Source organism: Ruegeria sp. D3, assembly GCF_056534465.1.
Map to the genome: position 1 here is coordinate 1 of NZ_JBQFPK010000026.1, position 23,300 is coordinate 23,300.

Here is a 23,300-nt window from a genome sequence, read left to right on the forward strand (position 1 = left end):
GTCAAACCTCCAATTGTTGGCCAATTGGTACTCCTGCTTACTCTGTATGGGCAGACAGGTGTGGTGATCCTGCGGCCCCAACAAATAAACGCTGCAATGGCGTCAATGTCAGCTTTGCGGCTGCGGCCGTAGTGTCAATAACAAACGTTGGCCGTTTGAGGGCCGCTGAGTGGGGACCTCAAATGTCAGGTTTGCTGCAGCCTAATGCAAACGTGAAGCCACCATCCTGTATTCCCGGCTTAGTATCTCCGAAGGGATTTCCCTTCGAAGGAACTAATATGCTTCGCCATCTGTTCGCTATTGCCGTCGTACTCTGTTTCGCTTCCGACATGCTTTGGTCGCAGGCAGTCGGGCCGTCGCGGGACTATGTGACGGCTGAGTTTGGGGCACCACCGACGATCCAGGAAGGACCTCTGGACGCTTCTGTAAAAGAGGCGTTGGAAGAGATATTATCGATCGCAGTGGCGCAGGCCGCATGGGACCCTGCAAATGCTGCGGCCTTTGATACAATCGCGCAAACGTATGATCCTCGACTGGTTTGGATCATCACCGACATGCAGCGTTTTGCTTGGAGGCCAGAATTCTACGCTGCGCTAACGCGGGCTGCGGCGACGATCCTCGACATTCCTTTGAATACCGGACTTCGGCGCCCGGAGATTATCAACAAGATGATCGCGTGGGACATTCCCGCCTATCCGGGCTACCTCGCCCATAAGCGCCATGTCTTCACCAACTATGTTTCCGGTTGGGACAAAATCTTTGTCGAGGGAGATATCGCATGGCAACTCGTGGATTGGGGCGGAGTTAACATTGATGCGCGTCCCTATGACTCGACTGATGATGTCTGCCATTGCATCCCTGCCCTCGATAATCCCGAGATCAGTACCGCAGCCGAGGCGACTTGGTTGGAAGATGATGATGTCATCTTCGGCATCGTGGTGAACGGTCAGGCGCGTGCCTATCCTCGCAGGATAATGGAAGTACGTGAAATGGTGAATGACACACTCGGGGGGCGTGATCTTGGCATTCCCTACTGCACGCTCTGCGGAGCCGCACAAGCCTACTTTACTGATCGATTACCGGCAGGCGTGAAGCGGCCCATTTTACGAACGTCTGGCCTGCTTATCCGCTCGAACAAAGTCATGTATGACACCGAAACACATTCTGTTTTTGACACATTCCTTGGCAAGGCCGTGACGGGCCCATTGGCGGATATCGGGCTCCAATTGGAACAAGCAACGGTTATCACGACTGATTGGGGTGCTTGGCGCGAGGCTTATCCGAACACAACGGTCCTGGTTGAAGCTTTGGCCCTAGGTCGCGACTTCAACCTGCGCGAAACACGCGACGCGAATGGCCCAATATTCCCGATAGGGGACGTCGATCCGCGGCTGCCTGTGCACGAAGACATCATCGGCACAATCACGGCCAACGGAACTCCAGTCGCCTTTCCCCGTGCAACAGCCGTGGCTGCATTGGTTGCAGGGCAAGACGTCGCGTTTGAAGACGTGAGATTGGAACTATTTGCAGGGGGTGTAAGGGCCATCGGATTAAACGGCGACGAACGTTTGAGCCATCAGGCCTTTTGGTTTGCTTGGTCCCAGTTTTACTCGGAGACCGTTTTATGGACCGAATAGAGTGAACGTTTGCTTCGTGAGAGCTGCACAGCATCGGCAAGCGCATCGGTCAAGGTCCGGAACGGGCCGCAAGTGGCAACTTGCTGATTATCTGAAAGATGGGGCCAAATTCGAGATCCAGAGAACTGCGTGGGGCGTAATGTACGTATAGAGGCAATTAAGAGGTCGCGATTTTTCGTTCATACTTGCTGGCAACGGCCATTAGCTTTCTTTCGACCGGAGCGCTCCATGCTGGACTTGAGGTGCGCTTTGTCGAGGGTGCGATCTGGGTTCCTCAACCTTGAAAGTAGACCTTTCGCCATCTTCCGGCCGTCTGATTTTTGATGTGTCAGAGGCTGGCGCAGGGGTTGAGGTGTTCCAGCCTCTTGAAGTTATCGATGGCGCAGAAGCTTTGCTCGATGTGCCTTCGGTTGTGGACGGACAGGACTTCATTGACCTCCAGATCGGATCCAGTATTTCCTTTACCATCGACGTCGATGACACCATCGGTCAGAGGGAGATCACTGTCAGCGGTTCAGAGATTGCCGGCGCCAAAGTGACATATGCGAAAGAAGGTGAAAGCAGTAACGCGGTTTTCTCTTCTGACGCGCAAACCTTGCTGTCGATCCCAGATTGCTGATGGCCGTTCGTGTGGTTAAGTCATACGAATGAGGTTTCAAAGATGACAAAACTGTTGATACGGGTTGGCTTCTTAGTCCTCGTGTTGGGTGGTGGCATCCTGATAGGAGCACTGACTGCACCAGGTGCATGGTACGCGAACCTATCCAAACCCGTGTTCAACCCGCCCAACTGGATCTTTGCTCCGGTTTGGTCGCTGCTCTATGTACTGATCGCCTGGGTGGGATGGCGTCAGTTCGAGGCGGATAAAAGCTCTGTCAAAATGAAGCTATGGGGGGCGCAAATGGGCTTGAACTTCCTATGGTCGCCAGTCTTCTTCGTGTTGCATCTGCCTTGGTTCGCCTTCGTTGTCATTCTATCGCTGTTGATCGTGATTGTCGCCTTCATTCAACAGGTGCGCAGATCAGATCCGATCGCAATGTTGGCCTTTCTACCGTATCTGGCCTGGGTAGCCTTAGCTTCGGCATTGAACCTATTGATCGCGATTTTGAATTGAACACAAGCAGAGTGCGTACCACCACCTACGTCTGACTGCTTCACGGAAGCCAGAACCCGTTCACTTGGACAGGTACTTGGTGCGGGCTAGTTATATCTGCATCACGCAATAAGTGAGTGAGGGCATGGCAAGTGCAAGTGGTGTGGTTCAAACGGGACTTGCGTGTGGAAGATCATCGGGCACTGGCACGAGCCGCTCAGCTTGGACCAACTTTGCCAATATACGTTGTCGAACCAGAGCTTTGGAAACAACCGGATGCCTCCGCAAGGCACTGGAGTTTTGTTTCTGAAACACTCGCAGAATTAAGGGCAGATCTTGCTCGGTTAGGCCAGCCTTTGGCTCTGCGGTTCGGTCCAATTGTAGACATTTTGGATGAGTTAAAGCAGGCCGGGCTGTTGCACGCTCTTTGGTCTCACGAAGAGACCGGAAACGATTGGACCTATCAGCGAGATCTGAAAGTTGCCGCATGGTGCCGTGAACAGGGGGTGCCCTGGACCGAAGTACAAAACCATGGCGTCTGGCGAAAACTCAGATCGCGGGATGGGTGGGCGACCCGCTGGGACAGGCTTATGGCTGAGCCAATCACACCTGTGCCCGCATTGCCGCCAATTGACCTTGAACTCGGGCACATACCGACGGCACGCGATCTGGGCTTGGCTAGCGATCCTTGCCCCCAACGTCAGGCCGGGGGTAGACGTGCCGGTTTGGAGCGCCTTGCTAGCTTTCTGGCCAGTCGCGGTGAGAACTATCAGTGCGAGATGTCCAGCCCGGTGTCGGGTGCAGAGGCGTGCTCCCGGCTTTCTCCGTATCTCGCATGGGGTGCTCATTCGATGCGCGAGGTTACGCAAGCCTGCGACGCGCGTCGTCGGAGCCTTCCGCAAGGGACGCGAAACTGGCAAAAATCTTTGCGCTCTTTCTCTGGTCGGCTGCACTGGCATTGTCACTTTATCCAAAAGCTTGAAGGCGACCCCCTGATCGAATTTGAGAACTTGCACTCGGTTTACGACGGTCTGCGTCCGCAAACCCCAAGCACCGAGCTTCTGGGAGCATGGAGTGCGGGGGAAACCGGATATCCGTTTTTGGATGCATGTATGCGATCTCTACAGGCGACGGGATGGCTTAACTTTCGGATGCGCGCGATGGTAATGGCGGTGGCAAGTTTTCATCTATGGCTGGATTGGCGTGCACCTGGACTGCATCTGGCGCGTATGTTCACCGACTATGAACCTGGCATACATTGGAGCCAGGTCCAGATGCAATCGGGCACTACGGGCATCAATACAGTGCGCATCTACAACCCGGTCAAACAAGGATATGATCAGGACCCGGCTGGGATATTCATCCGAAGATGGCTGCCTGAACTTGCTGAAATTCCCGATAGATACATTCATGAGCCTTGGAAGTATGAGGCTTCAACCCAAGTGATCGGGCGGCGCTATCCTGTTCGTGTTTTTGACCACCTTGCGGCGGCAAAAGCCGCACGCGAACGAGTCTGGGCAGTGCGACGTGGCCCCGAGTTTCGCTCGGAGGCCCAAGCGATTGTTACCAAACACGCCAGCCGAAAGACAAACCGCAAACAACGCTCGAAAAAGGACACTGCAACCCAATTGAGCCTGCCCTTCGGAGATGCTCTATGAAAATGCGTAAGAAATCTGATCTGCCCCAGAAAACCTGCACCAGATGCGGTCGTCCGTTCACATGGCGCAAGAAATGGGCGAAGGTTTGGAATGAAGTCCGCTATTGCTCGGCCCGGTGTCGGCGAGCGCCATGAGCGGAGTGCTTCCGGGACTAGCCTTGAGCGACGAACCGATCGCGTTCACCCCAACACGTGCAGCCGGGTTGCAACGTCTTGAGCGCTTTGCGGCGCGCACCGGTCGCCATTACGCAAGCACGCGAAACTACGACTTGGGCGCTGAACGGCGCACGAATGTTTCGGCTTTGTCACCTTGGATACGGCATCGGCTCATAACTGAAGAAGAAGTGCTGATACGTGTACTAGCCTCGCATCGCCTCGGGCAGGCTGAGAAATTCGTGCAAGAGGTATTTTGGCGCACATGTTTTAAGGGCTTTCTGGAACAACGACCCAGTGTCTGGTCCATGTACCAATTCGAATTGGTCAAAAGCTATCAAGCGTTGGAATCTGATCCAAGCCTGCAGTTGACCTACAGCCAGGCCGTGTCCGGCGCGACCGGAATCGACTGTTTCGATCACTGGGCGACAGAGCTGATCCGAACGGGATATTTGCACAACCATGCGCGCATGTGGATGGCGTCGATCTGGATTTTTACGCTTCGCTTGCCATGGGAACTGGGTGCGGATTTCTTTCTCAGGCATTTGCTCGATGGTGATCCGGCGTCGAATACACTCAGTTGGCGATGGGTCGCTGGGTTGCACACGAAAGGCAAAACCTACCTGGCCCGCGCCGAGAACATAGAGAAGTATACCAACGGTCGCTTTAGTCCGACAGGTCTTGCACGAGTGGCTGATCCTTTGACTGAAACTGCCGATCACCCAAGGCGACCAATCGCGCCATGCAACGCGCCACCTTCGGGACCTTATTTGCTTTTGCTGACCGAAGAAGATCTAAGTAGTGCCGATATTATGCCGCACGAACCGGCAGGTGTGTTGGGTCTGCTGGCGACTCAAGGTCGGTCTCCGCAGCCAATTGGCGAGGCGGCGCAAGGATTTACGAAGGACGCATTGCGAGGCATTCTGGCGAGCACTGACGTGCAGCCTCAATCCGCCGATGACTGGAGTGTCCCAATCCTCGCAGCCGCCCAGCGGATCGGGGTCAGAACCGTCGCCACCGCCTATCCACCTATTGGTCCCGTACGGGCGCGTCTGGACCGAGCCGAATCCAAATTGGCCGAGGCGGGCGTGCTACTGCATCGGGTAAGACGCAACCTCGATAGTATCGCTTGGCCCTACGCCGATGCGGGCTTCTTCAAGTTGAAAACGAAGATCCCCACCATTCTAGCAAATCTTAACTTATTGCGATGAAGCGGCGCCGCCGCATAGCCGACGATCGCCGACCCGACAAATGAACAACCATTTGCCAAAGGAGCCACGCGGCATAGTTCGTTGGTAAATACAGCGCTCCGGAGCGACCATGCCCATTGCCACGATCCTTCTGCCCAACCAGCTTTTTGCCGATCATCCGGGTTTTTCAGAGCCCGCGGATCAGGTGATTCTGTTCGAAGATCCGCTCTTCTTTGGCGATGCGAGATATCCTGCGCGGATGCATAAGCAAAAGCTCTGGCTCCATCGCGCCAGCATGGCACGCTATCATCAGGATTTGATTGCCAAAGGCTTGAACGCCGATATCTACCTTTATGAGAAGCGAACAGATGCGTGCTTAGGTCTGTTTCAACAGCTTGCCAGGGACGGTGTCGATCGCGTGGTGATGGCCGACCCAGTGGACTTCATCGCTCAAAGCCGCTTGAAAAAGGCTGCAGAGGCCGTGGGCATCTCTCTGGAAATACGCCCATCACCCGGCTTTCTGAACACACCAACAGATAACGCTGAGTGGATCAACGGCCGCAAACGTTGGTTCATGGCCGAGTTCTACAAAAGCCAGCGCCGTCGTCTGGATGTCTTGATGGACGGTGATCAACCTATGGGTGGCCATTGGAGCTTTGACGAACACAATCGCAAAAAGGTTCCCAAAGCGATGCTCGGGAGTCTGCCCTGGATTGATTGGCCAGCACATGACGGCATTGATCACGCTGCAAAGAATAGTGTGATCGCAGATTTTCCGGATGCGCTCGGATCGTTGGACACGCTCTACTACCCGACATCCCACAGAGCGGCTGCGGATTGGTTGAAACAATTCCTGGAACGTCGATTTGATCGGTTTGGGGACTTCGAAGACGCCATCGTCGAAGGGGAAAGCTGGTTGTGGCACGCCGTTCTGACCCCCGCGCTGAACATCGGGCTGCTGACGCCCAGACAAGTACTGGACGCGACGCTTGAACATGCGCAGACACGGGGTATCCCCCTCAACTCGGTCGAGGGGTTTGTCCGACAGATCATAGGCTGGCGAGAGTTCATGCGCGCCACCTATGAAGACCTCGGCGGCGGCATGCGGACCACAAATCATTGGGGCCACAGCCGTAAGATGCCCGCCTCGTTTTACGATGGCACCACGGGTATCGACCCGATTGACGACACAATCAGGCGCATTCTGCGGACCGGCTATTGCCACCACATCGAACGTCTGATGGTGCTGGGTGGTTTCATGTTCCTTTGCGAGATCGACCCTGATGAGGTCTATCGCTGGTTCATGGAGATGTTCGTAGACAGCTATGACTGGGTCATGGTCCCAAACGCCTATGCCATGAGCCAGCATGCCGATGGCGGGCTTATCACCACCAAACCCTATTTTTCGGGTTCAAACTACATCCGAAAGATGAGTCATTGGAGCAAAGGACCTTGGGCAGAGGTCTGGGATGGCCTGTATTGGCGTTTTATCTTCAAACATCTGGGTAAGCTTGCACACAATCCGCGCTGGTCAATGATGTGTCGAGCAGCAAGGCGGATGAATGCGGAGATCAAGGACAAACATCTAAGCGTTGCAGGTGCTTTCCTGGATCAGCAGCCCTGAAAGAGCTATCGGGCATTGATCTATGAATTACCCGGTTCTACTAGGAAATCCATCCTAGGAAAGATAAACAGCCAACCATCTGAGCCATAGGCGACCGAACGAAGACGCTGCCTTCTCCCTCGGGCAACCCTATTTGACAATACCTTGTGCTCAGCTGCGCCTTCGGGCTGCACAAATATTGTCGAATAGCATTGCCTCGCCCCCATCCGCGTTCGCCACGTGACAGATCAGCAGTAACAGTCGCCTTCGGCGTCTGATCTGCAAATCAGCTCTTAATTTGCCCAAAAGGAAGTCAGGATCAACGCAAACAGATCCTTCTCCAACACTGTACGCCACCCACATTGCCGCAACACTTCGTTATTCGATATCGAATGCGATTCAATTGCATTTTCTTTCGCGTCAGGCAGGAGATGTGGGCTGCTGGCGGGCTACGGACGCTTCTCTTTTCCGTTGCGCATCCCTGACCAGGGCGGCAAGCCGATAGAAACCGTGAGCCATTTTTGTGTAGGGCGTAAGGAGGAAGAGCGCCAGGACCGATCCAAGATGGACAGCAAGCAACACAGGCATAATTGCCGACCAACCGAAAGCGTAGAGAACAAGCCCGCTTAGCGCCACAAAGCCAAGCAGTAAGATGAACCCGATATCTCCGCCCCAAGCTGAGACGTCGCCAAGATTGCGGTCCGACTTCTGTTTCAACAGGACCATCGCGCAGCAACCGACAGTAAGCAAAACGCCCCCTAGTACGCCAAACAGCTTTGGCAATGACCAGAACCCGTAAGGTGCGTGATGGTCGAACCCGTAGTGCATGATCGTAGCTACTGAGGTTGAGGCAAAACACAGCAAAAACCCGTACATGATTGCATGATGCACGTGGCGGCGGGCGTGGCTAAATCGGTCTTCGTCCTCGAAATTGCAACCTTCGCCGTGGCCTGCGGCCAAGTCCTGCATCTTGCCAGCGCGTTTGAACGCAGCTGTCAGATCAGACATTTGGATAGGTTTGCCACCAACCTCCGTCCAATAGCGCCTCAGGCTGATAGCCAAGCTAAAGAGTGGCAACAAGAATGCAGGCGCAAAGATTGCGACCATCGCATTGTGGGACAGGACGGTATAGAACCCCTCTCCTCCGCTTGACCCGATGGCACGAATTGCCCAGAACAACAGGGCAAATCCAATCACCAGTGCCAAGGCAATGGCCCCGCCGTGAGTGTGAAACCGGCGTGCCAGAGGCTGTGGCCAAGCGAAGCTTTCCCAGCTGTCCCTCCGCACTTCGGCCAGTGCTTTCGGCAGGTTCAGGTCAAACTCGTGCGGAGCTGTGTACTGACAGGCGTAGTAGCACCCCCTGCAGTTGTGGCACAGGTTGGCCAGTTGCGTGATGTCCCCATCCGAGAACGCGCGTTCCGCGTGCAGCGACGGGAAGACCGAACAATAACCCTCGCAGTAGCGACAGGCGTTGCAGATCTCTGCCTGACGGCGGGCTTCTTGAATAAGATCAGTTTGCATAGGCTGCAGCCTCACGTCCTGCGATACGTCCAAAAACGGTTCCGATGGTCATACCGAAGCCGGCCAGATACCCCTGCCCCAGGATCGAACCCGCCATCGTCTCGCCCGCGGCCCATAGGTTTTTGATCTTGCCGCTGGGGGTCGAGCACTGCGCTGTGTCGTCGACCTTCAGCCCCAGATAGGTGAAGGTCACGCCAGTGCGCAGCGAGTAACCATAGAATGGCGGTTCGGAGATCGGGCGGGCCCAGTTGGTCTTGGGTGGGGTCAGACCGGAGGTCGTTACTCCGTCCAACTCGGTTGGATGAAATCCACTGGTGTCGCCGCATGCTTCGTTGAATTCAGCAACAGTTGCCTTCATCTTGTCGGCGGGCAGGTCCATCATTCCAGCCAGTTCTTCCAGGGTGTCCGCCTTTAGCGGTGGAAAGACCGAGGGCATAAACAGGTTCAGCGACTTCGCATCGATGATCACATAGCCAACTTGATCCGGCTGGGCCGCGACAAGACGCCCCCAAATCGCATAGCGCTTGGGCCAAACGTCTTCGCCCTCGTCATAAAACCGCTCGGCATTCTTGTTCACGACAATTGAAAACGGCACGCAGTCCAGGCGGGTGACGATGCCGCCATCGAACTTCGGCGCGCGCCCGTCGATGGCAACGGCGTGGCACTGGGTCGGATCGCCGACACTGTCCACACCTTGATCCAGCAGATCGGACAGAACCACACCACGGTTGTATGGAGTACCCCGGATTAGGAAGTTCTTGGCAGGCTCACCCCATGCACGGGTCAGCCAGTCGGTGTCGGCCTGAAACCCACCCGAGGCAACGATGACCGCCTTGGGCGTGATGCGATGAGACTGGCCCTCATAGGTGTAGTCGACCCACTCGATCCGATCACCATTCAACTCCAGATGCGTGACAGCAGCTTCGTACAGAACATCGACACCCAAACCCGCGGCAGTTCGGTAATAGGCGTTCACCAGAGACTTCCCACCCCCCATGAAGAAGGCGTTGGTCCGCGCCAGCGACAGTGTCCCAGACAGAGAGGGTTGGAACCGCACGCCGTGTTCTTCCATCCACGGCAGGCATTCCTCGGAGGTTCGGATCGCAAGGCGAGCAAGATGTTCGTCGGTTTTGCCGCCAGTGACCTTGAGCAGATCTTCAAGATACTCATCTTCACTATATTCTTCGATCAGAGGGCCCAGAGGAGCACCATGCATACAACGAAAATTGCGCGTATGGCGTGAGTTCCCCCCACGATAGGGTTTTGGTGCCGTCTCCAGGATCAGAACACGGGCGCCTGCCTCGGCAGCAGTCATCGCCGCGCAAAGGGCTGCATTCCCACCGCCGATCACAGCGATATCATAAGCTTCCTTTTGGGTTGCCATATCCTGTCTACCTATTGATTTTCATCTGTTGTCCGGTCGCGTTCTTGCAACGCCCGAATACGCATCCGTTGTGCGGCCTGAATATGCGCGCGCATCTCTGTTTCAGCCGCTGCACCATCGCGGGCTTTTAAGGCAGCCATGACACGCTTATGCTCTGCCACTGCTGTCTCGGCCCGATCACCGTCCAGCAATTGAGATGGTCCGAGGATCAACAGCGCTTTTTGCAAAGACAACATAGACTTGGCAAGAAACCGATTCTTTGCCGCATCCAAAAGTGTGGCGTGAAAAATCCGGTTGATCCGAGCCGCCTCCGAGCCGGTGCCTGCCTCGGCCAAGCGATCGTTCAAAACGCCCAACTCGTCCAATTCGACATCCGACGCAGCACGCGCTGCTAAACGGGCCGCAGTTCCCTCGAGCACCGCGCGCATCTCATAGAGTTCCATTACTTCGGCGTAATCGAGGCTGCGTACGGTTGCGCCCTGCCGGGGCACATGAGTGACTAGCCCGTCGGCCTCCAACTGACGGATAGCCTCCCGCACCGGTGTGCGGCTGACTCCTAATCGTTCTGACAGCTCAATCTCACGCAGGCGTTCGCCAGGCAGCAGTGTGCCCTCGCGAATCTCGTCCAGTAAGCGCTGATACGCAGAATTACCTTGTGGGCCAGGCTGTAAGGGGTCGTCTTGAATGGTCATCGAGCACTCACTTGTCTTCTTGCGTCCAGTTGTATACATTTGGATACATAGTGAGTCAATATTGTTGGAAGCCGCGCCTTGCCCACCCAAGACAAAACACCTTCTCTCCTGACAAAGCGGGCCGTAACACTGGTCCTTGCACTGCTGGGCAACGGCATATTTTTGGCATTGAATCTGCCGCTACCCTTTCTGTTCGGCCCAATGAGCGCGTGTCTCATAGCCGCCCTGGTGCATGCCCCAATGGAAGGTTTTGGTCAGGTCTCGGTTGCAGCGCGCACCATCCTCGGCGTTGCAGTTGGGGCTTCGATAACCCCTGCCCTGTTTGTAGAATTGCCGAAGATGGCGGCGTCTATCGCACTGGTCCCGTTCTTCATCCTGCTGATCGCGTTGGTCGGAGTGCCTTTCTTTCGCAAGTTTTGGGGGTTTGACTCCACGACGGCGTTTTACGCTGCCATGCCAGGCGGACTGCAGGACATGATCATTTTTGGGACCGAAGCTGGCGCCAACCCGCGTACGCTATCCCTGATCCACGGTACGCGCGTGCTGATCATCGTAACGCTGGCCCCGCTGTTTCTGACGGTGTTCTACGATGCTCAACTCACCAACCCAATCGGAGAGCCTGCGCGCGACCTGCCGATGCATGAGTTGGCGCTGATGGTACTGGCCGCCCTTATAGGCTGGAAAGGCGGTGAGCGGATCGGTCTGTTCGGGGCATCCATCCTCGGGCCAATGATCCTGACGGCAGCCCTGTCACTGGCGGATTTCATTCATACCCGACCACCCCGCGAGGCCATTCTTGCGGCGCAGTTCTTTATCGGTTGCGGGATAGGCGTGAAATTCGTTGGCGTCACATGGGTCGAACTCCGCCGGGTGGTTGCAGCAGGCTTCGCCTATGTCATTGTCCTTGCCATCCTTGCAGCCGTTTTCACCGCCGTTGTCACCGCGCTGGGACTGGGTCAACCGGTCGAGGCATTCTTGGCCTTTGCCCCCGGTGGACAGGCCGAGATGACGGTACTGGCCATCGTTTCGGGCGCGGATCTAGGCTTTGTGATCACCCACCATCTGACAAGGATCGTGCTGGTTATCATCGGCGCGCCCATAGCGGCCAATCTTATCCTGCGCTGGTCCAAACCTCGGGGTTGATCATGTGAATAGGGGCACCTTCAGCATAGGCATTCACCTGATCGAAAATATCTGCGAATTGCAGGTCGAATTCGTCCTCGGTCACAAAACCTATATGCGGCGTCGCAATCAAGTTTGGGTGCGATAGCAAAGGGTCATTCGGGTCCGTGAGCGGCTCGGTATCGAAGACATCAATTGCGGCCTTCCTCGGGCGACCGGCGTTCAGCGCGTCCAACAAAGCACCCGGAGCGATCAGCCCGGCCCGGGAGGTGTTCACAAACATCGCGCCCGGTTGCATCTGCGAAAAATCTGACGCTGTGATGATACCGTTCGTGTTGGGCTTCAGGCGGACGTGGACCGAGACAACATCGCTGTCGGCAAAGAACGCTTCGCGGCTGAGCGCGACCTGAACGCCGTCTGCCTGCGCGCGTGCCCGGCCTGCATCCGAAGACCACCAGACCACATCCATCCCGAATGCCTCGGCGTAGCCAGCAACAGCGCGGGCGATACGGCCATATCCATACAGCCCCAACTGCCGCCCTCTCAGGGTCTTGCCAACTCCGGCCTGCCAATGCCCCGCTTTGACAGAGGCCATCTGCGCAGGCAAGTCTCGCATCCCGGCCATGATCAGTGCCCAAGTGAGTTCGGCTGCGGCGTAGGACGGCGTCCCACCATGCATGTTCGAACACAACAACACACCCTGATCTGTACAGGCTTCGACATCGACATGAGGATAAACGCTGCGCTGACTGATAAGTTTCAGGTTCGGTAATTTCTCCAGCAAGTCGCGGGTGACTTTGGTACGTTCACGGAACAGGACAAGCACCTCCGCGTCCTGCAGTCGCTCGGCCAGAGTGTCAGTGTCTTCGACATGATCCGTCCATACCGTCACCTCATGACCGGTGAGTTTATCAAAGCAAGGCACGCCGCGCAGCGTGTCAAACCAATCATCAAGAATGTGGACCTTCATCGGCTTTCTATACCCTGCCCGGTGTTGAGTTTTCTTGGCGTCGGGACAAAATGACATGTGTCGAGAGCAGCAAGTGCATTGCGGACCCGTTCGCTTTGATCCAGCAGATGGTTGAACTGCTCATCGCAGCCAGCAATCGGTGTCGGGTAGTCCGCGATGTCCCGCCGAAGAGCCAACTGCGCCAACCTGAGTTCCTGACGCGCGATAGCGAGGCATTCCGAATAGTTGTCCATCGCGTCCTCCCATTATGTATACCACAGTATACTATTTGTATGACACCTGATCAACTCCCGTTCCAAACCGACTTAGGCACATAAACATGCCCGTCCGCCAGCTTGCGCGCGGTCCGTACTAGGCCCGCCGCGTCCACCGAGAACCCGTCGGCGGTGGAGAAGTCCACCAGCACGTCGATCTTGCCCGAAGCGTGTTCCAGAATGACTTCAGCCGGGCTATTAGTCGGACGATCCAGCAAACCGTCCGCAACAGTCCCGGGCGTTAAAGCGCAAGAAGCCATGCACTGTGCCCCGGTAACAGCCATAGTCGGGTGGGTCTTCCACGGCATGAAATACCGCACTGCAAGCGTTCCGCCGTCTCTGGCAGGCGCGACTAGGCCGAATTTGGGTGTCACTGACTTGGACACATCTCCCATGCCCATCTGTTGCCCAGCCTCAATCCGAACAGCCTCCATTCGGTCAAAAAAATTTCTGTCGGCGTCCAACTCTTCAGCGCTTTCATAACCCGTCAACCCGAAGTCGGTGGCGCGGGCGATGGCCATCGGCATGGCGACATCCATGCAAGTCAGTTCGATGCCCTGAACAGTATCGCGCAGGTTGCCCGTAGGCAGGAACGCTCCGGTGGCCGAGCCTACCACGCCCATGAAGCTCAGCTGCACCGGCGCTGAATGACCGGGAACACCGGCAATCTCCGCATCGCCCTCATAGGTCAATTCGCCCCCGGGTGTATTCACCTTGGCTACAACCCGAGCCCCAGTGTTGACGGCCCGAATGCGAATTTCGGTTTCATCGCCTTGCGGATTGAACAGCCCCATCTCGATAGCCGCAGGGGCAACGCCGGACAGGATATTGCCACAGGTGGGTTTGAAATCGACCAGCTTGTCCTCGACCGAGACCTGCGCGAAGAAATAGTCGATATCGGCCCAGTCATCCTCGCTGACCGATAAAATCGCGACCTTCGTAGTCACCGCCGCGCCGCCGCCGATGCCGTCGATGTTCAGCGACTGCCCGGAACCAAGGGCGGCGATCAGCACTTCGGCCAACGTGTCCAGATCCTCGGGCAAATCTGAGCGGCGAAAATACGGACCTTTTGACGTACCACCACGCATGAAGATGTAAGGGATTGCGGTTTGAGTCATTTTGAATCCCTCACTTCAACGGCCAGGGTAGGCTGACCATGTCTTGCAACAGACCCGGCGGGAAATCGCGGTTCAGCGCGCCCGCCATCAGGCACATGAAACCGATGCCGCAGGCGGTCAGGATCAGTGTCATCTGCCAGCTTGCCCCGGCGCGGATGCGGAAGAACGCTATCAGGAAGCCCAGCAGAGCGAGGATGAAGCCCACCACCCAGGTTGCTGCGATCAGGCTGGCGAACCACCCCAGCGTTGACCACAGACCATGGGGGGCGCTGGCGTCCTCACCGGCGATTTCCTTGTCGGCAAAGATCGCGTCACCTTCGGGACGTCGCATCATCTGGATCAGAAGGATCACGCAACAGAATAGCGAGACGCTGCCGATCACCAGCGGGATGATCTTGTCGGTCATGTTGTAGTCGGGGATCATGTTGGCGTTGACCAAAGCGACGATCAGATAGGCCATGATCACCAGCAGAAAGATAAGCGGCGCGCGTTTGGTACCTGCGTGAACGTCACCTTCGGACATGATCATCTTGGCTTGTCGGATGCCCAGAATGACTGACACCACAGTGACCACGATCAGGACGATCACGATGGGGCTGAAGACGTATTCCATGCCTTCGCCAAAGCTCTTACGGAACCTGAACGAGGCGATCTGGAATGCCTGGTTGGTGAACTTCTCAACCGGGTTCGACAGAACGAAACCGATCAGGAAGGCCGGGCGCGACCAGTCGAAACGGCGTAAAAAGATGCCGATCAGGCCGATCACGAACAGGGCCAGCAAGTCTTCGAAGTTTTGGCCGGACTGGAACGCCGCAAAGCTGATCAACATGAACAGGAACGGCGCCAGATAGGTGAAACGGATCGTAGTCAGCTTGGCGATCCCGCCCGAGGCCGCGATGCACAGGATGGTCCCGACGACGTTGGCCAACGCCAGCAGCCAGACGATCGAATAAGTGATGTCGAGATTGTCCTTGAGCATGCTCGGACCGACCTCGATATCGCCCGACCCAAGCAAAGCCACCGCGCCGATGAAAATCGCCATCGAGCCTGAACCAGGGATGCCAAACAGCAGAGTTGGCACCAGCCCTCCACCCTCTTTGGCGTTGTTCGAGCTTTCCGGACCGATGACGCCGCGCACTTCGCCTTTGCCGAAATTGCTCTTGTCCTTGGTGGATTGCACCGAGTGACCGTAGGCAATCCAGTCGACAACCGAGCCACCGAGGCCCGGAATGACCCCAACAACCACACCGATTATCGAACAACGAACCGACAGCCAGATATTGGCGAACCAGTCTTTGACCCCGTCCAACCAACCGGCGCCCAGCGAGGCTCCTTTGGCAATTGACCGATCCTGCCGCAGCAGTGAAACGATCTCGGGCACGGCAAAGATACCCAATCCCACGATGACCAGTTTCAGACCGTCCGTCAGGTAGGGAATGTCATAGGTCGCCATGCGCAGTGAGCCGCCCGCGTCAGCCTCACCAATCGTGCCAACCATCAGGCCCAGACCGGCGGCAGCGACGCCTTTCAGTGGGATGCGTCCTGCCAAAATGGCAACCATCGACAAGCCCAGAATGGTGATCATCAGCATCTCGGGCAGACCAAAGGCCAGAACGATGGGCCGCGCGACCAAGATGAACATGGTCAGAAAAGTTGCGCCGACCAAACCGCCGAAAAGCGATGAAGCAAAGGCCGCTGACAGGGCCCGCGCAGCCTCGCCCTTTTTCGCCATAGGGAAGCCGTCCAGCACGGTTGCCTGCGAGGCTGAGCTACCGGGGATACCCATAAGAACTGATGCAAAGGTGTCAGAGGTCGGAACCACCGCCACCATCCCTATCATCAGGGCCAGACCCAAGATGGGGTCCATGCCGAACATGAAAGGCAGCAGCAGCGAAAGGCCAGCGATGCCACCGAGGCCCGGAAAGACGCCCACGGCCAGCCCCATAACGACGCCGAGAATGAGATACCCCAGAACGATGGGTTGCAGGATCAGACCCCACGCGTCGCTGAGCGCAGGTAGAGCGGTGGCGAAAACCTCCATAGCGGCCGCCTTTCATAAATTGTCTTGTATTTAGAAAAGCGCGCGCCCTTCGTTGGGCACGCGACGACGTGTCGGCTTAATTCAGTTCGACGCCGTAGGCCTCTTTCAGCCAGTTCAGGACGTATTGCTTGGCATTGTCATCCACTTTTGTCGCAGTCTGCAGTGCCGCTTTCGAACCGTCACCTACAAACACCGGATACTTACCAACGCGCTTCGAGGAGATATCGGCAAAATCGCCCCGCTCGGTCACAGCTTGGAACGCTGCGGTATAGGCGTCGACGACCTCTTGCGGCGTGTCACCGGGCAGGAAGGCCAGCTTCTGAACCGGGAAACCTGCCACAAAGAAGGCTTTCCATGCGTCCCATGCTTCGCCGCTGGTTTCGCAGCCATCGGTGGCCTCGCAGACCTCCTTGAAAGTCGGAATGTCTGGGAAGGTCGGATCGCGCACGATGTTGCCATCGGCGTCCAGCGCACCCCACGTCATCATCGGCACAGCTTGACCAGCCTCAACCAGTGGGGCCGAGCCGCCCAGATAGCCGGAGGAGGTCTGGTAGTCGATATTGGCCTCACCACGTTCGAACATCAGGCGGCCATCACCGCGGCCCTTAATGCCAAAGACCGGCTCAACATTCATGCCCAGCATCTGCCAGGCCAGCAGCGGCACAAGGTCTAAACGGGTCGCGCCCTGCGAGCCGTAGATGAAATTGGTGTCTTTCAGCGCATTGGCGGAACCATCAAACTTGGCCCCATCTTCGGCGTTCAGATAGGCGACACCGCCGGTGCCCGACGCCATAACCGGAATCCAATCGTTGTATTCATAGCGCACACGCGGGTCGCTCAGCAGGTAAGGGAACTGTGTCGAGCCAGAGGTGCCGAACAGCAGCGTGCCGTCGTCATGGCTCTGCTCCTGAAACCAGTTAGCACCCTTGGTCGATCCTGCGCCGGGCATGAATTTAACCACGACGGTTGGCTGACCTGGCAGCGCCTCGGACAGAAGCGGGGCAAAGAAGTTGGCCCATTTGGCCGACCCGCCCGTTTCCGAGAACGGAATGACCCATTCGATGGTCTTGCCCGAGAAATCGACCTCGGCAGCGGAAGGCGCGGCGAGTCCGGCGGCGGCGATCAGCCCCACGACGGCGCGACGGGTGAAGTTGGAAATGGCCATTGGTTCCTCCCTGTTGACCAGACAACCACGTTGACGCCCTCCGCGCTACCGTGATCGCAAATAGAACTGTGGGGTTGATTCCCCCTCCCATCTGGCAATCATGGAGCGCCAACCTTGCGCGAAACTTGCAGGAGCCCGAATGCGGATCGTAATCGTCGAGGACAATGAGACCCTTGCTAACGCCATTGCCTATCGCCTGCGGGATCGGGGCCATGCCGCTGACGTGTTGACAGATGGCGATGCCGCCGATCTGTATCTGGAACAGGAAGGTGCAGATCTGATCGTTCTGGACATCAACCTGCCGGGTCGGTCAGGTCTTGAGATCTTGCGGTCGCTGCGCCATCGGGGCGACAGTGCGCCTGTTATCCTGCTGACCGCGCGCACCGAGACCAGCGATCGCGTATCGGGCCTGGATATGGGCGCAGACGATTACCTTGTGAAGCCCTTCGAGATGGACGAGCTTGAGGCCCGCATCCGCGCCCTGTCCCGCCGCAAACAACTGGAATACGGCACGCGTGAGACCATCGGAGAACTGGAATTCGACCGCACCGCCCGGCAGGTCAGCGCAAAGGGCCAAGTGCTCGATGTGCCGCGTCGGGAAATGGCAGTGCTTGAATGCCTGTTGGAACGACGTGGCCGGATCGTCCCCAAAAGTCAGTTGACCGACTACGTCTACGGCGTGGGCGCCGATGTTGACGATTCAGCCGTCGAGCCGCATGTGTCACGACTGCGAAAGCGCCTTCAGAATTTTGGCATCCAGATCAAGACGGCCCGTGGCCTTGGATATCTGCTTGAGGTGAAAAAGTGATCCGGCACGGTTCGCTCAGGCTTAGGCTTTTCATTCTGATCCTGACGCCATTGGTGCTGCTCGCAATCCTGCTTGGGTACTGGCGCTACACGGTTGCTCAACAAACGGCACAGGAGCTTTTTGACGACAGCCTGTTGTCCGCCGGTCTGGCCATTTCACGCGATGTGGCGGTGTCAGAAGGCGATGCCTTGTCGCCCACCACGCGCAGCTTGATCCGCGACGCGTCAGGCGGAGAGATTTTTTATCACGTGACCGGACCCGGCGGTATTTACGTGACCGGGTACGCGTATCCCCCGGCCACAGCAAAACCGTCGGAGCAAGACATTTACCAACCGCATTTTTTCGAAGCTGTCTACCGCAGCGAGCCGGTGCGTGTGCTGAAAATGACCGAACGGGTTACACTGGGTAATCTGGCGGGCGATGCGACGGTCACGGCATGGCAACGTCTCGCGGATCGCAACAACTTTGCCAATGAACTGTCGATCCGCGCCGCGATTCTGATGGGGATACTTCTGGCCACTCTTGCCGTTGTCGTCTGGTTCGGTGTCGCGCGCGGCTTGCGGCCGTTGCTGGATCTACAGGACGCCATTGATATTCGCTCACCCGACGACCTCAGCCAGATCAAACGCCCGGTCCCTGTCGAAGTGCATGGAATTGTCCGAACACTGAACCGACTGTTTGGGCAGGTCGAACACAGCATTAACGCCCATCAAGTGTTTATCTCTGAAGCCGCGCATCAACTTCGAAATCCGGCAGCCGCAGTCCAGTCCATGGCCGAGGCACTGCGCGATGCAAAAACGGATGAGGACAGGGCCAAACGCATTGTCGAGCTTGTGGCAGCCGCAAAGAATTCGGCCACAGTCGCGGATCAGTTATTGTCATTGGAACGCCTACGGCAACCTACGCATCAAGATCAGATGGAGAAGATTGATTTCCGCTTGGTCGTCGAAGAGGCTTGCGCGGAAATGGGGGTGCACATCCTCGCAAAAGGGATCGATTTTGAGGTGTCGATGCCGGGCTCGGCAATTATGGCTTCAGGAGATCAGGTCTTTTTGACTGAGGCCATAAAAAACCTGCTGGACAACTCAGTTAAGCACGGTGGTACTCAGTTGAGCCGAATTTCTGTCACGCTGCGCTGTGATGGCGGGCACGTCAAGCTAACGGTGGCCGATGACGGAACAGGTCTTTCACCCGACCAAAGCGAAGCAGCATTCAGTCGGTTTTCGCAGCTGGAGTATTCCCAAGGCAGCGGTTTAGGGTTGTCAATTGTTTCAGCGGTGGCGGAGCGCCATCGAGGAACGGTCGCAATCAATCAAGTCGAAAAAGGAGCGAGCATTACACTTGAGCTCCCAATAGTCCTGTAAGTCGTTTCGGTTTTTAGGAGCCCGAAACACTTCATGATCAAAGCGCATTCTTTACTAATGCAACTAAGTACCTCTCCGTTACGCATTGCAATTGTCGTCGCACAGCGCCCTGAATGGCCGGATTCGCAACCATTGGATGATTGGCCAGATCGTAACGAACCGCGAACACCGTTGAAGCGGTTTTATGTGAAGCGATCTCTTGTTGCGTAGTGGTCATTCAGTAAAACGAGTACGAAAGGCTGCCTCGTGGAAAAAACGGTCTTTCGATCATTCGTCGCGAACTTCCCTTGTTGCGGTGTGTAGAGACATTGATGCGACGGCAGGTTGAACTTTCCTGCCAGTCCTATCGTATGTTAAACAACTATGTTCCATGTACATTCGCCAATGCCGTCGAAAGCTGGTCTATTCGGGATCGGCCAGCGATCGAAAGCCGCCAACCCAATACGCCAGCGGTTTTGCCTCAGAGCTTTCGGCGCGTTCGACCTTGCCGATCAGAATGCGGTGCGTGCCGAAGGAAACCGTTTGGATGTGCAGGCAAGTAAAAATTGCTGTGGCGCCAGATAGAACCGGCAGGCCTGTATGTTGATCAACCTTCCAACGCACAGATGCGAAATTACGCTGAACCACGAATGCGGGAGCACCGGCAAAGGCAAGCGCCAGCTTGTCATACTGCTGCGCGATGTGGTTGACGCAATAAACACCGTGTTCCTAAATAATCCCCAGAATGCGGCTTTTCTTGTTGATACAAATCAACACTGCTGGTGGCGCCGCCGTTAGGGAACAAACCGCGCTGACGGTGGCGCCATAGGGACGGTTTTCGCCGCTTTGCGCATTGCGTTTGTGAATTCGGTCAGGGCCAGCATTTCGCCCCTTTCTGTTTCGAACCCTTCTGCCGGTGCGACCGCCTTGATCACAGGAACGAATTACTTAAGCTTTGCCCAACGAAAACTTATGCAGGGATGTGATGCGACATCCCCTTTAAAACAAACTGGAACTTCTTCGGATCGGTGTATTGTCAAGACTTGAACCGGTTGGCTTGACAGCAACCGAATGCGGCGTCCGCTGCCGCTGTTGCAGACTTTGATCGCCTTTGAGGCCGCCGCAAGAGCAGTCGTGCCATAGGTCATGACCGCCTGAAAAGCTTCAACTTGGCGAATGTCCATGGCTGCCCCATTCCTTTTTGGCATACGTTAGTCCAAATTTTCTGTTAATGGAATTGCCTGATGCAGCGGTTGCAGGCTCCAAATGTTTAGGAACCCTTCAGACCGCCAGGCTTGATCCAGATGCTTTGATCAGTGCTATAAGCACATAACCGGACAATTGTTCGACGTATGCGTCGGTTCAGGATCGGAGGCGCTCCAAGTGCTCAACCAAAACGCTTCATTTTGGGGCCCTAACGGTCTTCTGTGCACTTTCCGGGGGTGTTTGATCCGGTTTTCGAGTCTGACCCTATTGGTCATCGGCGCATTTCTGGCGGCAATTTCGCACCCTCACTCTGCGCGCGCCTGCCCGGTTTGCGTCACGTTGCCAAACGCATCGCTTGCTGATCATTTGATCGGGGCCGAGATCATCGTATTGGCTGCTCCGTCCGCCAAAAATCCATTTAGCTTTGCCCCGGTGAAGCTGATCAAAGGGACCCAACAGCGCCTCGATCGAGCGCCCGAGATTCCGTTTCTCATCGACAGCACAACCCGGGCGGCCTTTCGCACTGATCCGCAAATGCGCATTCTCTTTACTTACGGAGCTGTCGAAAAAGATGGCGCGGGCCGCAGTTTTTCGCGCAGTTGGAAGAGAATTTTCACACTGACCCCCGAAAGAGAGAAGTTTCTGGAAAGCCTTGAAACTGCTGCAAAAATCTGGCAACCTTATGATGTAAATTCTCCAGAGCGTGCCGCGTTTTTTATTCATCACATAACCTCCGATGACCCCGTATTGCGCGACACTGCGTTGATTGAGATGGATCGAGCGCCGTATTCTGTAGTCCATTCACTTCGCCCAAGGGTGCCAAAAGATCAGCTGCTGAACGAGTTTCGCAATATTTACCGTATCAGTTTTGTTCCTGTCTCGATTCGACTGTTGGGTCTGCAGACAGGAGATGCCGAGGCGGTTTCAGTCGTTAGGTCTCGGTACCCACGCGCATTGCGTTCCAGTGGAGGTTACGCATACGAATGGGCGCTGGCCGGAATTGAAGTCGATCGATCGCATGCAGTGGAAGCCATCGATAATGCGCTGAAAATGAAGAACCGGAACTTGGAAAGCAAGCGCGATCTTATTCGGGCATTAGCGGATGGCGGCACGGCTCTCCCAAGCCTTCGAGGCCAAATTGTTGAAGTCTTTTCCACTGAGTTGAATAGCAGCGGCGACTTGGCGTTGGATATCGCTATCGCCGCTCGTAACTGGAATTTCGCAGAATTGGATGATCAGCTTTTGGCGATACTGGAGAACGAAGACACCGATCCAGTGACCCGATTTGTTATTGAAACCAATATCTCTTCAAACCAGTGAACCCCGAGGCTTTTTTTGGGGGGGCCAGAGAACCAGCAGCATCGCTTAAGCCTTACGGCTTAGCCAGTCCAGGACCCTCTGCGCCGTCGCGTGCCATGTGTCGTCAGACTGAGGGCAATGGTGGCCACAAAGCACGTTTTCGACGATCCCAGGGTCACGGGCGGGATCTGTTGCGAAGTTTCTGACTAAACGAAGATTTTACACCGAAACTGCCACTTGTACTGTCAGTTCTGCAAATTGAGCTATCGGACAGATGCCTGAGCCAAGTTGAGCTTTGTAAACCAAGTGCATCACTCCAATGTCGTCCAGTGTAGCAGGCACTGAAGCAAAGACCTTGATCGGAACGTCCGATTTCTTGGAAACGACAATCCATTTGCCAAGCGCAGCGAAGGTTAGCTTTCCCCCGATTCATTAGAATGGCAACGCGTCTGGCGCAAAAAGTACCGGCGAGGTCTGCACCGCCGCAATTGTTTTTGGGGCTGCGGGATTTGGACAAGCCGCCCCCCCTTTCCATCAGGGATAAGACGCTGCCTTCCCCCTCGGGCAGCCGCAGGCGTTTTTGTGCTGTCTGGTGCATCCAGTGTACCCTGCCTATCCTCATGCATCGTCAAAGACTTGATCGACGGTCTGGATGAGATCGACCTGATCGACATTCCAATCCTGCCGGGCATGGCCTATTCCGCACTCCACCTGCTCTCTAAGGCGCTCTATCCCTTCGGAAGCGATCGCTGCGGCATGGAGCTGAGTGTTTCCGGAAAGCTCGATGGGCATCTTATAACCCACACATGGAAGTTGATCGCGGAGAAAGGGCACGCACCGTTTGTGGCTGGCGCTATGTGTCGCGCAATCTTGCGGGAGCATGCCAACATCAATGTCGGTGCGCGCCCTTGCCTGGCAGAGCTGCCAAGGCCGATAGTTGAACGCGCGATGGGAGATATGGAGACTCGAACCGGGTTGGTTGAATTGCCTGATCAACACGCTTTTGTTCCGCGACCCGCTGAAAAGGCGGGCAGATACCTTGGG

General features: G+C 56.1%; 20 protein-coding genes and 2 pseudogenes. 12 read left to right on the top strand and 10 right to left on the bottom strand.

What is annotated here, in order from left to right; translation table 11 throughout:
• The first annotated feature begins 329 nt into the window (after positions 1 to 329).
• The 7 genes from ACR0DX_RS22055 (at position 330) to ACR0DX_RS22085 (ending at position 7,354) form a co-directional block, all read left to right on the top strand.
• Positions 330 to 1,637 (top strand): DUF3179 domain-containing (seleno)protein, encoded by a 1,308-nt coding sequence (locus ACR0DX_RS22055; RefSeq protein WP_480847423.1) that lies wholly within the window; start codon positions 330 to 332, stop codon positions 1,635 to 1,637.
• 280 nt (positions 1,638 to 1,917) lie between these two features.
• Positions 1,918 to 2,256 (top strand): aggregation factor core, encoded by a 339-nt coding sequence (locus ACR0DX_RS22060; protein WP_170356265.1) that lies wholly within the window; start codon positions 1,918 to 1,920, stop codon positions 2,254 to 2,256.
• A gap of 42 nt (positions 2,257 to 2,298) precedes the next feature.
• On the top strand, positions 2,299 to 2,751 hold the full coding sequence (locus ACR0DX_RS22065; protein WP_170356264.1) for a TspO/MBR family protein: 453 nt from the start codon (positions 2,299 to 2,301) through the stop codon (positions 2,749 to 2,751).
• A gap of 140 nt (positions 2,752 to 2,891) precedes the next feature.
• Entirely contained in the window at positions 2,892 to 4,388 is a 1,497-nt protein-coding gene (locus tag ACR0DX_RS22070) for an FAD-binding domain-containing protein (protein ID WP_480847436.1), read from the top strand.
• A 2-nt stretch (positions 4,389 to 4,390) separates the two neighbouring features.
• A complete protein-coding gene (locus ACR0DX_RS22075) occupies positions 4,391 to 4,522 on the top strand; it encodes a DUF2256 domain-containing protein (protein ID WP_214648703.1) in 132 nt (43 codons plus the stop codon).
• Entirely contained in the window at positions 4,519 to 5,751 is a 1,233-nt protein-coding gene (locus ACR0DX_RS22080; protein ID WP_480847426.1) for an FAD-binding domain-containing protein, read from the top strand. The genes ACR0DX_RS22075 and ACR0DX_RS22080 overlap by 4 nt, the downstream gene beginning before the upstream one ends.
• A gap of 109 nt (positions 5,752 to 5,860) precedes the next feature.
• Complete coding sequence (locus ACR0DX_RS22085) at positions 5,861 to 7,354, top strand: cryptochrome/photolyase family protein (protein ID WP_170356261.1); 1,494 nt, start codon at positions 5,861 to 5,863, stop codon at positions 7,352 to 7,354.
• A 399-nt stretch (positions 7,355 to 7,753) separates the two neighbouring features.
• Here the strand turns inward: ACR0DX_RS22085 and tcuB are convergent, their stop codons facing one another.
• Genes tcuB through ACR0DX_RS22100 form a run of 3 tightly spaced genes read right to left on the bottom strand, consistent with a single transcriptional unit; the run spans position 7,754 to position 10,930 of the window.
• Complete coding sequence (tcuB, locus tag ACR0DX_RS22090; RefSeq protein ID WP_170356260.1) at positions 7,754 to 8,854, bottom strand: tricarballylate utilization 4Fe-4S protein TcuB; 1,101 nt, start codon at positions 8,852 to 8,854, stop codon at positions 7,754 to 7,756.
• The gene (gene tcuA, locus ACR0DX_RS22095; protein ID WP_170356259.1) at positions 8,844 to 10,238 is read right to left on the bottom strand and encodes an FAD-dependent tricarballylate dehydrogenase TcuA; all 1,395 of its coding nucleotides are present in this window, start codon (positions 10,236 to 10,238) and stop codon (positions 8,844 to 8,846) included. Before tcuA ends, tcuB begins: the two co-directional genes overlap by 11 nt.
• Before the next feature lie 11 nt (positions 10,239 to 10,249).
• Positions 10,250 to 10,930: a GntR family transcriptional regulator gene (locus tag ACR0DX_RS22100; protein ID WP_170356258.1), complete on the bottom strand. Its 681-nt coding sequence runs from the start codon at positions 10,928 to 10,930 to the stop codon at positions 10,250 to 10,252.
• 78 nt (positions 10,931 to 11,008) lie between these two features.
• Between ACR0DX_RS22100 and ACR0DX_RS22105 the strand changes: the two genes are divergently transcribed.
• Positions 11,009 to 12,073, top strand: a complete 1,065-nt coding sequence (locus ACR0DX_RS22105) for an AbrB family transcriptional regulator (RefSeq protein ID WP_170356257.1) — start codon at positions 11,009 to 11,011, stop codon at positions 12,071 to 12,073.
• Here the strand turns inward: ACR0DX_RS22105 and ACR0DX_RS22110 are convergent.
• The 5 genes from ACR0DX_RS22110 to ACR0DX_RS22130 form a co-directional block, all read right to left on the bottom strand.
• Complete coding sequence (locus ACR0DX_RS22110; RefSeq protein WP_170356256.1) at positions 12,042 to 13,022, bottom strand: D-2-hydroxyacid dehydrogenase family protein; 981 nt, start codon at positions 13,020 to 13,022, stop codon at positions 12,042 to 12,044. The genes ACR0DX_RS22105 and ACR0DX_RS22110 overlap by 32 nt on opposite strands.
• Positions 13,019 to 13,255: a hypothetical protein gene (locus ACR0DX_RS22115; RefSeq protein ID WP_170356209.1), complete on the bottom strand. Its 237-nt coding sequence runs from the start codon at positions 13,253 to 13,255 to the stop codon at positions 13,019 to 13,021. Before ACR0DX_RS22115 ends, ACR0DX_RS22110 begins: the two co-directional genes overlap by 4 nt.
• A gap of 50 nt (positions 13,256 to 13,305) precedes the next feature.
• On the bottom strand, positions 13,306 to 14,394 hold the full coding sequence (locus ACR0DX_RS22120; protein WP_170356255.1) for a 4-oxalomesaconate tautomerase: 1,089 nt from the start codon (positions 14,392 to 14,394) through the stop codon (positions 13,306 to 13,308).
• 10 nt (positions 14,395 to 14,404) lie between these two features.
• Positions 14,405 to 16,435: a tripartite tricarboxylate transporter permease gene (locus ACR0DX_RS22125; RefSeq protein ID WP_170356254.1), complete on the bottom strand. Its 2,031-nt coding sequence runs from the start codon at positions 16,433 to 16,435 to the stop codon at positions 14,405 to 14,407.
• Positions 16,436 to 16,511: 76 nt separating this feature from the next.
• On the bottom strand, positions 16,512 to 17,600 hold the full coding sequence (locus ACR0DX_RS22130; RefSeq protein ID WP_480847433.1) for a tricarboxylate transporter: 1,089 nt from the start codon (positions 17,598 to 17,600) through the stop codon (positions 16,512 to 16,514).
• Positions 17,601 to 17,739: 139 nt separating this feature from the next.
• Here ACR0DX_RS22130 and ACR0DX_RS22135 point away from each other — a divergent pair, with 139 nt between their 5' ends.
• Positions 17,740 to 18,408, top strand: a complete 669-nt coding sequence (locus ACR0DX_RS22135) for a response regulator transcription factor (protein WP_170356252.1) — start codon at positions 17,740 to 17,742, stop codon at positions 18,406 to 18,408.
• Positions 18,405 to 19,772, top strand: coding sequence for a sensor histidine kinase (locus ACR0DX_RS22140; protein ID WP_353392314.1), 1,368 nt, complete (start codon positions 18,405 to 18,407; stop codon positions 19,770 to 19,772). Before ACR0DX_RS22135 ends, ACR0DX_RS22140 begins: the two co-directional genes overlap by 4 nt.
• A 402-nt stretch (positions 19,773 to 20,174) precedes the next feature.
• Here the strand turns inward: ACR0DX_RS22140 and ACR0DX_RS22145 are convergent.
• Positions 20,175 to 20,696, bottom strand: a pseudogene (locus ACR0DX_RS22145) (flavin reductase family protein).
• On the bottom strand, positions 20,696 to 20,935 hold the full coding sequence (locus ACR0DX_RS22150) for a hypothetical protein (protein ID WP_170356250.1): 240 nt from the start codon (positions 20,933 to 20,935) through the stop codon (positions 20,696 to 20,698). Before ACR0DX_RS22150 ends, ACR0DX_RS22145 begins: the two are co-directional and overlap by 1 nt.
• A 289-nt stretch (positions 20,936 to 21,224) precedes the next feature.
• Here ACR0DX_RS22150 and ACR0DX_RS22155 point away from each other — a divergent pair, with 289 nt between their 5' ends.
• Complete coding sequence (locus tag ACR0DX_RS22155; RefSeq protein WP_170356249.1) at positions 21,225 to 22,277, top strand: hypothetical protein; 1,053 nt, start codon at positions 21,225 to 21,227, stop codon at positions 22,275 to 22,277.
• Positions 22,278 to 22,892: 615 nt separating this feature from the next.
• A pseudogene (locus tag ACR0DX_RS22160) lies at positions 22,893 to 23,300 on the top strand (hypothetical protein); the annotation flags it as partial.

Coding starts and splice junctions, on each gene's coding strand:
- ACR0DX_RS22055 (WP_480847423.1), top strand. CDS start 330: ATGCTTTGGTCGCAGGCAGTCGGGCCGTCGCGGGACTATGTGACGGCT.
- ACR0DX_RS22065 (WP_170356264.1), top strand. CDS start 2,299: ATGACAAAACTGTTGATACGGGTTGGCTTCTTAGTCCTCGTGTTGGGT.
- ACR0DX_RS22075 (WP_214648703.1), top strand. CDS start 4,391: ATGCGTAAGAAATCTGATCTGCCCCAGAAAACCTGCACCAGATGCGGT.
- ACR0DX_RS22080 (WP_480847426.1), top strand. CDS start 4,519: ATGAGCGGAGTGCTTCCGGGACTAGCCTTGAGCGACGAACCGATCGCG.
- ACR0DX_RS22085 (WP_170356261.1), top strand. CDS start 5,861: ATGCCCATTGCCACGATCCTTCTGCCCAACCAGCTTTTTGCCGATCAT.
- tcuB (WP_170356260.1), bottom strand. CDS start 8,854: ATGCAAACTGATCTTATTCAAGAAGCCCGCCGTCAGGCAGAGATCTGC.
- tcuA (WP_170356259.1), bottom strand. CDS start 10,238: ATGGCAACCCAAAAGGAAGCTTATGATATCGCTGTGATCGGCGGTGGG.
- ACR0DX_RS22100 (WP_170356258.1), bottom strand. CDS start 10,930: ATGACCATTCAAGACGACCCCTTACAGCCTGGCCCACAAGGTAATTCT.
- ACR0DX_RS22110 (WP_170356256.1), bottom strand. CDS start 13,022: ATGAAGGTCCACATTCTTGATGATTGGTTTGACACGCTGCGCGGCGTG.
- ACR0DX_RS22115 (WP_170356209.1), bottom strand. CDS start 13,255: ATGGACAACTATTCGGAATGCCTCGCTATCGCGCGTCAGGAACTCAGG.
- ACR0DX_RS22120 (WP_170356255.1), bottom strand. CDS start 14,394: ATGACTCAAACCGCAATCCCTTACATCTTCATGCGTGGTGGTACGTCA.
- ACR0DX_RS22125 (WP_170356254.1), bottom strand. CDS start 16,435: ATGGAGGTTTTCGCCACCGCTCTACCTGCGCTCAGCGACGCGTGGGGT.
- ACR0DX_RS22130 (WP_480847433.1), bottom strand. CDS start 17,600: ATGGCCATTTCCAACTTCACCCGTCGCGCCGTCGTGGGGCTGATCGCC.
- ACR0DX_RS22135 (WP_170356252.1), top strand. CDS start 17,740: ATGCGGATCGTAATCGTCGAGGACAATGAGACCCTTGCTAACGCCATT.
- ACR0DX_RS22150 (WP_170356250.1), bottom strand. CDS start 20,935: ATGGACATTCGCCAAGTTGAAGCTTTTCAGGCGGTCATGACCTATGGC.